Consider the following 10,702-nt stretch of genomic DNA (forward strand, 5'->3'; position numbering starts at 1 on the left):
TGGTGCGCCAGCTGGGGGGTTTTCTTTCCGAAAGGGGGAAACTGGCCCCCAAGCGGATTTCGGGGAATTGCGCCTACCACCAGCGGCGGGTTGTGGAGGCGGTAAAACGGGCGCGCATCCTGGCCCTGCTTCCCTACACTGCGGCGCACGCGACGGCGGCATGAATTCTGAAACGCCGACACCCAAAAGATACCGCCCAGCCATCGGAATTTTACTCACCCTCGCCCTCTATTTGAGCGGTTTTTTTGTCCTTTTGACGCCACTCCCCCCCCTCTATCACTGGCTGGTTGACCGCAGGAGAGCCCTTTGGGGGGTCGTCCTTCCCATTTTTGCAATTCTTGTTTTTGTCTACGCGGTTTTACTCGATCCCCTCGCCCGTTTTTATCAGGCGCATCCCGCCTGGTCGTGGCTCCTTCCGATTCCCGGCATGAATTTCAGGCCCTTTCTTTCGTCCCGGACGGCGGCCCTGTTCGGCCTTGTCTATTTTCTTTTTTTTGTCGGGGTCGCGGGGGTGGTTCAGCACATCCTGTCGCGCCCGGTTCATGTCACCCGCGTTCTAGGCGGGGCCGCCCTTGTCTTTTCCGCCGCGGGTTTATTGCTCTACGCGGGATATGCGTCAATCCAGGGGATCTCGCCCTTCGGTTTTGCCTCCGACTATATCCAACTGGTGATCAATGAATTCATTCAGGTTCAGGAAAAAGCGGGGCTCCCCCTCTCGCGCCTGGCTGTTTTAAGGGAAAATGCCCCCCTCTTTGCCCGCATCTGGCTTCTCTTTTCGCCATCCATCCTCTTTTGCGCTGTTCTCTTCATCCTCGTTTTGAATCTGGCCGTCGGCAAAAAAATCCTTTCCCCTTTTGTCCGCTCCATCGGCCGGGTGAGCCTCAATGCCACGGCCCTTGAGTTTTTCTGGGTCTGGGCGGTTATTTTTTGCGTGGGGGTCCTTCTTTTGAACAGCTTTTTTTTCCGGCAGACCTGGCTTTTGGCGGCCTCGGCCAATATACTTTTTATTTTGATTTTTGCCTATTTTTTGCAGGGGCTGGCGATTGTCTCGTGGTTTTTTGAGAAAAGAAACGTCGGATCGCTGGTTCGCCTTCTGCTTTACGGGTTGATTGTCGTTCTGTTTCAGATAGTGGGGGTTCTCGTCACGGGGCTTGGTTTTTTCGATTCCTGGTTCGATTTTCGGAAACTCTCCCGCCCGCCGGGTCAGAAAAAAACGTAACCAGTTGTGTTCATTGACTAAATACGCCCAAAAAATTCTTTTTGCCGGAGCTTACGGCAACTTTTTTGTTGTCCTGTCGATAACTGTACGGTAGGACCCATTTATGGCCAAATATGCTCTGATTATCAACGGGGATACGGAATCAAGGCATCTTCAGAATGTCGAGCGAAGCCTTGCCAACAAGTTTGAAGCGGAAGGCTATGAAACTTATGTGGCAAGCCCCGAAGAGATCAAAGCCCCACACGATCATTATGTCACACCGACTTTGAAAAATATCCAAACGCTCGTTGCCGGACTGAAGGCCAAAATCGGCGTCGATGACGAGCTGGTCATCTACACCACCGGCCATGGGGATCAAGAAGGGGAAGAGGCACGCCTTTGCCTGCAAGGGGGCTGTGATGCCCAAACGATAACCCCCCTTCTGGACGGGATCCCTTATGGTCAGCGGACTGTCGTCATGGATCAAAATTTCAGCGGAAAGTGGAATAAGGTCTTTATGGATGATCCCAAAACCCTTTTCATCGCGGCAGGGAGTGAGAACGAGGCCGTTTGTTGTCAGGAGATGGCCCCCAAATTTTGGAAGAAGGCCGCAACGATTCCCGATGGGAACGATGGGAACAAAGATGGCTGGATCAGTTGGCAGGAGCGGTATGCTTATGCCGTAGTCGGTGTCGCCTCTTCGGGGCCGCAATTTGTACCAGGCACCGGATATGAGGAGTTGGCCGGATTTGAGGTGCCGGAGCCGGAGAAGGAAAGACTCTTGGGGGAGTTGGAACGGAAAATGGCCGGCATGATGACCGAAAATGATCGGGACCGCTCCTACATTCTCTGTAACATCGCCTCTCAATTGGTCAACGCTGGTCTTCAAGAAAAGGCGGCGCCTGTTTTTGAAAAATCGATCGCCGCCGCGGAGAAAATCAAAGATAACAAGGACCGCTCCAAGAATTTCCGCTTCATCGCCTCTAAACTGGTCGACGCTGGTCTTCAAAAAAAAGCGGCGCCTGTTTTTGAAAAATCGATCGCCGCCGCGGAGAAAATCGAAGATAACCGCTACCGCTCCTTCGCTTTCCAAGAAATCGCTTCTGCATTGGTCGAGGCTGATCTTCAAGAAAAAGCGGCGGCTGTTTTTGAAAAGTCGATCGCCGCCGCAGAGAAAATCAACAAATATAACAAGGACCACTCCGAGACTCTCTGCATCATCGCCTCCAAATTGGTCGACGCTGGTCTTCAAGAAAAGGCGGCGGCTGTTTTTGAAAAGTCGATCGCCGCCGCGGAGGAAATCAAAAGTGACGATGACCGCTCCGGCGCTTTCCGCTTCATTGCCTCCAAATTGGTTGGCGCTGGTCTTCAAGAAAAGGCGGCGGCTGTTTTTGAAAAGTCGATCGCCGCCGCGGAGGAAATCGAAAGTCCCCTTTTCCGCTCCTACGCTTATACTCGAATCGCTTCTACATTGGTCAAAGCGGATCTTAGAGAAAAGGCGGTGCCTGTTTTTGAAAAGTCGATCGCCGCCGCGGAGAAAATCGAAAATTACGGCGACCGCTTCCGAACTTTAAAAGATATCGCCAAAAGACTTGAGGAAGCAGGTCTCAAAGACCGTGTCTCCCTGCCTCGGCAATAATACTACGCCAGCCTCTAAGGGGCCCCTAGGGGGTGCCAGATCTTTATTATATTCAGGCTTGATTTTCTCCTTCAAACAAATCCCGGACTAAACCCTTCGACTCACTTCGTTTGCTCTGGGTAAACCGGAACACCCTATCCGTATCCGCTTATAGAGGTGTATGGGGTGTGGAAATCGAGTCTTTAATTTTTTATTGTGACAAGACAGTCTCGGTGTTATCCGTCTCGACGCATGGACCGCGAAAAAATAGCCGAACTTGTCAGAGAGGGGAAATACCGCCTGACGTTACATGCCCAACAGAGGATGGACCAGCGGGCCATCACGCTTGAAGAACTCAAGGAAGTCATATATCATGGAGAAGTCATCGAAGAATATCCTCACGACAAGCCCTTTCCGTCGTGTCTGATGATGGGGCGGATTCGGGGGGGATTTCCTCTCTATATTGTGTTAAGCCTTGAAAGTTGGGTCCATATTATTACCGTGCATTGGATGGACCCTGAGAAGTGGCTGGATCCACAAACACGAAGGGAAAAGAAATGAAAAAAGAAAGATGCGCCAATTGCGGAGGAAAACTGCTCCCCAGAAGAGTGGAGTACGAAAAGATTATTGGACGCCATCGTGCCCTGTTTGATGAGGTGCCGGCGAATGTTTGTCTTGAGTGCGATGAAATCTGGCTCGACGGCAAAATTGCCGAAAAGATGGAGCGGCTTTTTTACAAGGGCGCCAAACCCACGCGCAAGGTTACCATCCCGGTCTGGTCGCTTGCGAAGGTCGCCTGATTCCCAGCCTTAAACATCAACCGTGCCGATATCCACAAGGCGGCCATCACCAGGGCCGGCTATCCCCTCAAACAAATCCCGCAAGTGACCCCTTCAACTTCGCTTCCATCGATTTCGCTCTGGACAGGCAGGGCGGGCCCTTCGACTTTGCTTAAGGGTAAACTGGAACACCCTGCCCGGGTCGTACCCTTCAGCTCAAAAAAACTTGTCAGAGTGAGGAAGTAGCAATAAATGGGGGTGTACAATAAATGGGGGTGAAGTTTTTTTGGGGTGGTAGTAGAGAACGGCGATCATGGTTAGATGAGGATTCTATGAAATTCCAGTGGTGGGTAATTTGGCACGCGATTTGCTTATAGAAACGGCATGAGTAGTGCGCTATTGACATATGTACAAAATGTAAATACACTTAAAGGAGCCTCAAATTTTTTTAGGAATGCGATTATCCGGCTCCCCGAACCTAAGTCCAGTATCACCATTCGACTCGATCCCGATATCTTAAAATGGCTGAAATCCCACGGGCCTCGCTATCAAACCCGAATTAACGCCATTCTCCGTACATACATGGAAGCTAAGAAAGGCTAATCCACCACCGTAAAAGCCTGCGTGGTCGATCCCGACACCCTCAAAATTTCTTCGGTGACCCCCTCCGTAAAGAATAAAAAGGAGCCATTAGGCACATAATATTTCACGACCGCACGCAACCGGCTCCCAAAACGGAGTCAAACAAATCCCGCAAGTGACCCCTGCCGGAGGAACGATCGGGATCTGTATTGCCTATTGAGAAACCGATAAATGGGGGTTGAAGTTTTTTTGGGGCGGTAGTAGAGAGTGGTGGTCATGCAAATCATCCTTCAAAAAAGCGTTCCCCATCTGGGTCTGGTTGGCGACGTGGTGGATGTGTCCAACGGCTATTACCGCAACTTCCTCGGCCCCCGAAATTTGGCGCTGTTGGCCAACCCCAAAAGCATCCGCCAGGTGGAGCACCAGAAAAAGGTCATCGAGGCCAAAAAGATCAAGGAAAAAGCTTATGCCACGGCCGTCAAGGAAAAGATGGAGGCAAATCCGGTAACCATCGCTCATTCCGCGGGCGCCGGCGACAAACTCTTCGGCTCGGTCACCTCTCACGAGATCATCGCGGCGCTCAAAGGGGCCGGGTTCGAGGCGGATAAAAAGCTCGTCAAACTCGAATCACCCATTAAAACTCTGGGAGAGCATGTTGTCGAGGTAAAGTTGCATCCGGATGTGGTTGCCCAGGTTAAAATTGTCGTCGCCAAGAAGTAAAATTATGTCTTTCCGCAACGCCGCCAGTCCGCAAGCTGAAGTGCTCAAGGCAAAAGTTCCCCCCCAGAATATCGAGGCCGAACGGGCGGTCATCGGCGCCATTCTCATCGATCACGAGGCGATCAATCGGGTGCTGGAAATTTTGCGCCCCGACGCCTTCTACCGCGAGGGGCACCGCAAAATCTTCGAGGCGATGATCGCCCTCTCTGAAAAGGGGGAGCCGACCGATTGCGTTACCGTTTCCAACCATCTTCAGGCAACGGGCCTTCTCGACTTCATTGGCGGGGCCTCGTATCTTTCGGGGCTGGTCGATTCCATTCCCTCTTCCGCCAACGTCGCCTCCTATGCCAAAATCGTCCGCGAAAAGGCGCTCGTCCGCCGATTGATCGATGCGTCGGCCGAAATTGCGACTCAAAGCTATGAAAGAGGGGAAGACCCGGATGCCCTGATCGACTTTGCCGAAAAAAAGATCTTCGATCTGGCCGAAAACAGGATGGGGCAGAGTTTCACGCCGGTGAAAGACCTGGTGAAGGACAGCTTCAAGAGAATTGAACAGCTCTTTGAGAGCAAAACGCAGATCACGGGGCTGGCCACGGGTTTTAAGGAGTTCGATCATATCACCTGCGGCCTGCAACCCTCCGACCTGATCATCATCGCCGGGCGGCCGTCGATGGGAAAGACGGCGCTGGCCCTCAATATCGGCGAATACGCCGCCATCTCCGGCAAGGCCGTTGTCGCCTTTTTTTCGCTGGAAATGTCGCGGGAACAACTGGTTCTGCGCATGCTCTGTTCGCAGGCCCGCATCGATTCGGCCCGCCTGCGGAGGGGGCAGATCGAAGAGCGCGACTGGCCGAATTTGACAAAGGCGGCGGGACACCTCTCCGAGATCAATCTTTTCATCGACGACACGCCGGCCATTTCGGTGATGGAGATGCGGGCCAAACTGCGGCGGCTCAAAAGGGAAAAGGGACTGAATCTGGCCGTGGTTGACTATCTTCAACTGGTGCGCTCCTCGGGGAACGTCAACAGCCGCGAACAGGAAATTTCGGAAATTTCCCGGTCATTGAAGGCGCTGGCCAAGGAGCTCAAGGTGCCGGTGGTGGCCCTCTCCCAGTTGAACCGCGCCGTCGAAAACCGCCAGAACCGCAGGCCGCAACTCTCCGATCTTCGCGAATCGGGGGCGATCGAACAGGATGCCGACGTCATTGCCTTTATCTACCGCGACGAGGTCTACGACCCCAACTCGCCCGACAAGGGGATTGCCGAGATCATCGTGGGTAAGCAGAGAAACGGCCCCATCGGCGTCTCGCGGCTGGTCTTTTTAAGCAATTTTACCCGCTTCGAAGACCTCTCGTACGAACCGGCGCCGGATCTGGATAGTCCGCCCGTGGACGAGGTTTGATTCGTTTCTTGACATGAATTTTTTGTTTTGTTAGGGTCCCCGCCTGTTTTTTTCCATACTCTGCGCGGTTGGAAATAAGCTAACCTGTGAATAATAGGTTGTTTTTTTTTAAAGCCGTTGCGGGGTTTTAGTGTGGGGTGTGTATTTTCGGTGTGAGTTGTTTATGCCGACAATTAATCAACTGGTTCGATTGGGACGCGAGGCGGTCATGCACAAGACAGCCTCGCCGGCGCTGATGCAGTCGCCGCAGAAGCGGGGGGTCTGCGTCCGCGTGTATACAACCACCCCCAAAAAGCCGAATTCGGCCCTCCGCAAGGTGGCGCGTGTACGGCTGACCAACGGCGTCGAGGTGACCTCGTACATTCCCGGCGAGGGGCACAACCTGCAGGAGCACTCGGTGGTGATGATCCGCGGCGGCCGGGTGAAGGATCTGCCGGGGGTCCGCTATCATATTATTCGCGGATTGCTTGATACCCAGGGGGTTGAAAAACGCCGGCAGAGCCGAAGCAAGTACGGGGCGAAACGTCCAAAATAAGTCATTAAAGGGCCTTCGGGGCCCCAAATATTATGTCACGAAAAGGGCAAGCGCCCAAAAGAAAAGTTTTGCCCGATCCCTGCTTCAAGGACAAGCTTGTCGCCAAGTTTGTCAATAAAATGATGTGGGAGGGGAGAAAGGGGATCGCGGAAAAAATCCTCTACCGGTCGTTCGACCGGATCAAGGAAAAAACCAGCGACGATCCCCTGAAAATTTTCAAGCAGGCCCTGCAGAATGTACAGCCGCTTTTGGAGGTGCGCTCGCGGCGGGTGGGAGGGGCCAACTATCAGGTGCCGGTGGAGGTGCGGGCCGAAAGGAAGGTTTCGCTCGGCATGAAGTGGCTGATCGGGTATGCGCGGGACCGGGGGGAAAAAAGCATGGAGGAACGCCTGGCGGCCGAAATTCTGGATGCCTCAGAAAACAAGGGGGGGGCGGTCAAAAAGCGGGAGGATGTGCACCGGATGGCGGAGGCGAACCGCGCCTTTGCGCATTATAGATGGTAAGACTGTGCCTGAGTACCCAGGTGCCCGTGTGCCCGTGTTTACGCGGGCACCCAGGCACCCAGGCACCCGGGCACTTGTAAATGCAGTTTCCCTTACAAAAACTACGAAACATCGGCATCATGGCGCACATCGATGCGGGCAAGACGACCGCGACCGAGCGCATCCTTTACTACACCGGCCGGGTCTACAAGATCGGCGAGGTGCACGACGGCACCGCCGTCATGGACTGGATGCCGCAGGAGCAGGAGCGCGGCATCACCATCACCTCCGCCGCCACCACCTGCGACTGGAGGGACCATCGAATCAACATCATCGACACGCCGGGGCATGTCGATTTCACCATCGAGGTGGAGCGTTCGCTCCGCGTCCTCGATGGCGCCGTGGGGGTTTTCTGTGGCGTCGGCGGGGTTGAGCCGCAGAGCGAGACGGTGTGGCGCCAGGCTGACCGGTACGGCGTTCCCCGCATCGCCTTTGTCAACAAAATGGACCGCGTCGGCTCCAATTTTGAAAATTGCGTGGAGGAAATCCACAACAAGCTGAACCACAAGCCGGTTCCCATCCAGCTCCCCTATGGGGCCGAGGAGAATTTCAAGGGGGTCATCGATCTTATCGACATGGAGGCCGTTGTCTGGGACGAAGAAACGCTCGGGGCCAAGTTCCATCGCGAGCCGCTTCCCGCCGAATGCATGCAGAAGGCCGAGGCGTGGCGCGAAAAAATGATCGAGGCGATCGCCGAAGAGGACGAGGTCCTCCTGGACAAATATCTCCACGGCACGGCCATGACGGCAGACGAGATCTGGGCCGGCCTTCGCAAGGCCACCATCGCCATGAAGGTCATCCCGGTCCTTTGCGGTTCGGCCTTCAAAAACAAGGGGGTTCAGCCTCTCCTCGATGCCGTGGTCAATCTCCTCCCTTCCCCGCTCGATCTCCCTCCCGTCACCGGACATCCTGTCGATCACGCCGAAGAAAAAGAAATCCGAAAACCTTCTGTCACGGAACCTTTTGCCGCCCTCGCCTTCAAAATCATGAGCGACCCCTTTGTCGGCCAGCTGACCTATTTCCGGGTCTATTCGGGAAAGCTGTCAGCCGGCTCGTATGTCCTTAACTCGGTTCGGGGGAAAAAGGAGCGGATGGGGCGGCTCTTAAAAATGCACGCCAACAAGCGCGAGGATATCAAGGAGGTGGAGGCCGGCGACATCGCCGCCGCGGTGGGGCTTAAATACACCATGACCGGCGACACCCTGTGCGACGAAAAAAAACAAATCATCCTCGAACGGATGGAATTTCCCGATCCGGTCATCTCCATTGCCATCGAACCGAAAACCAAGGCCGATCAGGAAAAACTCTCCCTCTCCCTCCAAAAGCTGGCGCAGGAAGACCCATCCTTCCGCGTCAAGGTGGACGAAGAAACCGGCCAGACCATCATCTCCGGCATGGGGGAACTGCATCTGGAAATCATCGTCGACCGCCTGCTCCGGGAATTTGCGGTTGCGGCCAATGTCGGCAAGCCGCAGGTGGCCTACCGCGAAACCATCACGAGGAAGGCGGAAAGAGAGGGAAAATACATCCGGCAGACCGGCGGGCGCGGTCAGTACGGGCATGTCTGCTTGAGGGTGGAACCGAACGGGGCGGGGGCCGGGTTTGAATTCGTGAACGAAATTGTCGGCGGCTCCATTCCCCGCGAATATATTCCGGCGGTCGAGAAGGGGGTGAAAGAGGCGCTGGAGGGAGGGATTTTGGCCGGTTACCCGCTGGTTGACGTGAAGGCGGAATTGTTCGATGGAAGCTATCACGAGGTCGATTCGTCCGAAATCGCCTTCAAGATCGCCGGCTCCATGGCCTTCAAGGAGGCCTGCCGGGCGGCTGGGGCGGTTCTTCTGGAGCCGATGATGGACACCGAGGTGGTGACGCCGGAGGAGTTCATGGGGGATGTGATCGGCGATCTGAATTCGCGCCGGGGCAAGATCCTCAACATGACCCCGCGCGGAAAGATGCAGGTGATCAAGGCGCTGGTGCCGTTGGCGGCAATGTTCGGTTACGCCACCGATTTGCGCTCGCGCACCCAGGGAAGGGCGACCTACACGATGCAGTTCGCCCATTACGAGCAGGTTCCAAAAAATATCGCCGAGGAGATTGTGGCGAAGGCTCAAGGAAAATGAAAAATTAAAAAGGAGGGTTCCCGCCGAGCGCCGACCGAATAGGGAGGATAAAGCGAGGTGGGAGCGGAGGTGGCAAGGATAATGAAGTGGTTCATCAACTCTTGATCAAGGAAGGAGAAAAATCATGTCAAAGGAAAAATTTGCGCGGACGAAGCCGCATGTGAATGTGGGGACGATTGGTCATGTGGATCACGGGAAGACGACGTTGACGGCGGCGATCACGAAGGTGCTGTCGGCGACGGGTGGGGCGACGTTTGTGGCGTACGATCAGATCGACAAGGCGCCGGAGGAGAAGGCGAGAGGGATTACCATTGCGACGGCGCATGTGGAATATCAGACGCCGAAGAGACACTATGCGCATGTGGACTGTCCGGGGCATGCGGACTACGTGAAGAACATGATCACGGGGGCGGCGCAGATGGACGGGGCGGTATTGGTTGTATCGGCGGCGGATGGGCCGATGCCGCAGACCCGCGAGCATATTCTTTTGGCGCGTCAGGTGGGGGTGCCGTTTATCGTGGTTTATTTGAACAAGGTGGACATGGTGGACGACAAGGAGTTGTTGGAGTTGGTTGAGCTGGAGGTGAGAGAGCTTCTTTCGAAGTATCAGTTTCCGGGGGACAAGATTCCGATTGTCCGGGGAGCGGCGCGGATGGCGTTGGAGGGGGACAAGGGGGAGTTGGGGGCGGGGAGCATCATGAAGTTGATGGAGGCGGTGGACAGTTATATTCCCACTCCCGAACGTCCTCTTGACAAGCCTTTCCTCATGCCCGTGGAGGATGTGTTCAGTATATCGGGGCGTGGGGCGGGGGCGACGGGGGGAGTGGAGAGGGGGATTGTGAAGGTTGGGGATGAGGTGGAGTTTGTGGGGTTGAGGGAGACGCGGAAGACGGTGGTGACAGGGGTGGAGATCCTCTTGAGAGGCATCGAGAGGACGGACGTGGAGCGGGGGCAGGTTCTTGCAAAACCGGCCTCCATCACGCCGCACAAGAAGTTCAAGGGGGAGGTATACATTTTGACGAAGGAGGAGGGGGGGCGGCACACTCCGTTTTTCAACAATTATCGTCCGCAGTTTTATTTTCGGACGACGGATGTGACGGGCACCGTCAAACTTCCGGAGAAGGTGGAGATGGTGATGCCTGGGGACAATATTGGTTTGGAGGTGGAGTTGATCACGCCGATTGCGATGGAGAAAGAACTCCGGTT

12 protein-coding genes are annotated in these 10,702 nt (G+C 54.9%); all 12 read left to right on the forward strand.

All coding sequences use genetic code 11. From position 1 onward, the window contains the following. Positions 1 to 164: 30S ribosomal protein S18 (gene rpsR / locus HYU99_01365; GenBank protein ID MBI2339004.1), on the forward strand; the 164-nt coding region annotated here is incomplete at its 5' end. Then, positions 161 to 1,219, forward strand: coding sequence for a DUF2232 domain-containing protein (locus tag HYU99_01370; GenBank protein ID MBI2339005.1), 1,059 nt, complete (start codon positions 161 to 163; stop codon positions 1,217 to 1,219). The genes rpsR and HYU99_01370, both read left to right, overlap by 4 nt. A gap of 103 nt (positions 1,220 to 1,322) precedes the next feature. Then, entirely contained in the window at positions 1,323 to 2,837 is a 1,515-nt protein-coding gene (locus HYU99_01375) for a hypothetical protein (protein ID MBI2339006.1), read from the forward strand. Between the two features lie 231 nt (positions 2,838 to 3,068). Beyond that, positions 3,069 to 3,377 carry a DUF4258 domain-containing protein gene (locus tag HYU99_01380; GenBank protein MBI2339007.1) on the forward strand — a complete coding sequence of 103 codons (309 nt, stop codon included), beginning with the start codon at positions 3,069 to 3,071 and terminating at the stop codon, positions 3,375 to 3,377. After that, positions 3,374 to 3,616, forward strand: coding sequence for a YgiT-type zinc finger protein (locus HYU99_01385; GenBank protein MBI2339008.1), 243 nt, complete (start codon positions 3,374 to 3,376; stop codon positions 3,614 to 3,616). Before HYU99_01380 ends, HYU99_01385 begins: the two co-directional genes overlap by 4 nt. A 363-nt stretch (positions 3,617 to 3,979) precedes the next feature. After that, positions 3,980 to 4,198, forward strand: coding sequence for a BrnA antitoxin family protein (locus HYU99_01390; GenBank protein MBI2339009.1), 219 nt, complete (start codon positions 3,980 to 3,982; stop codon positions 4,196 to 4,198). Between the two features lie 255 nt (positions 4,199 to 4,453). Further along, on the forward strand, positions 4,454 to 4,897 hold the full coding sequence (locus HYU99_01395; GenBank protein ID MBI2339010.1) for a 50S ribosomal protein L9: 444 nt from the start codon (positions 4,454 to 4,456) through the stop codon (positions 4,895 to 4,897). 4 nt (positions 4,898 to 4,901) lie between these two features. Further along, positions 4,902 to 6,299, forward strand: coding sequence for a replicative DNA helicase (gene dnaB / locus HYU99_01400; protein MBI2339011.1), 1,398 nt, complete (start codon positions 4,902 to 4,904; stop codon positions 6,297 to 6,299). A 163-nt stretch (positions 6,300 to 6,462) separates the two neighbouring features. Beyond that, positions 6,463 to 6,834 (forward strand): 30S ribosomal protein S12, encoded by a 372-nt coding sequence (locus HYU99_01405; GenBank protein ID MBI2339012.1) that lies wholly within the window; start codon positions 6,463 to 6,465, stop codon positions 6,832 to 6,834. A 32-nt stretch (positions 6,835 to 6,866) separates the two neighbouring features. After that, the gene (gene rpsG, locus HYU99_01410; protein ID MBI2339013.1) at positions 6,867 to 7,337 is read left to right on the forward strand and encodes a 30S ribosomal protein S7; all 471 of its coding nucleotides are present in this window, start codon (positions 6,867 to 6,869) and stop codon (positions 7,335 to 7,337) included. An 80-nt stretch (positions 7,338 to 7,417) separates the two neighbouring features. Next, the gene (gene fusA, locus HYU99_01415; protein ID MBI2339014.1) at positions 7,418 to 9,496 is read left to right on the forward strand and encodes an elongation factor G; all 2,079 of its coding nucleotides are present in this window, start codon (positions 7,418 to 7,420) and stop codon (positions 9,494 to 9,496) included. 124 nt (positions 9,497 to 9,620) lie between these two features. Further along, on the forward strand, positions 9,621 to 10,702 hold a 1,082-nt coding region (tuf, locus tag HYU99_01420), incomplete at its 3' end, for an elongation factor Tu (protein MBI2339015.1).

It is taken from the genome of Deltaproteobacteria bacterium (assembly GCA_016183175.1).
Taxonomy (GTDB): Bacteria; UBA10199; UBA10199; order UBA10199; family SBBF01; genus JACPFC01.

Coding starts and splice junctions, on each gene's coding strand:
- HYU99_01380 (MBI2339007.1), top strand. CDS start 3,069: ATGGACCGCGAAAAAATAGCCGAACTTGTCAGAGAGGGGAAATACCGC.
- dnaB (MBI2339011.1), top strand. CDS start 4,902: ATGTCTTTCCGCAACGCCGCCAGTCCGCAAGCTGAAGTGCTCAAGGCA.
- HYU99_01390 (MBI2339009.1), top strand. CDS start 3,980: ATGAGTAGTGCGCTATTGACATATGTACAAAATGTAAATACACTTAAA.
- HYU99_01405 (MBI2339012.1), top strand. CDS start 6,463: ATGCCGACAATTAATCAACTGGTTCGATTGGGACGCGAGGCGGTCATG.
- HYU99_01375 (MBI2339006.1), top strand. CDS start 1,323: ATGGCCAAATATGCTCTGATTATCAACGGGGATACGGAATCAAGGCAT.
- HYU99_01385 (MBI2339008.1), top strand. CDS start 3,374: ATGAAAAAAGAAAGATGCGCCAATTGCGGAGGAAAACTGCTCCCCAGA.
- HYU99_01370 (MBI2339005.1), top strand. CDS start 161: ATGAATTCTGAAACGCCGACACCCAAAAGATACCGCCCAGCCATCGGA.
- HYU99_01395 (MBI2339010.1), top strand. CDS start 4,454: ATGCAAATCATCCTTCAAAAAAGCGTTCCCCATCTGGGTCTGGTTGGC.
- rpsG (MBI2339013.1), top strand. CDS start 6,867: ATGTCACGAAAAGGGCAAGCGCCCAAAAGAAAAGTTTTGCCCGATCCC.
- fusA (MBI2339014.1), top strand. CDS start 7,418: ATGCAGTTTCCCTTACAAAAACTACGAAACATCGGCATCATGGCGCAC.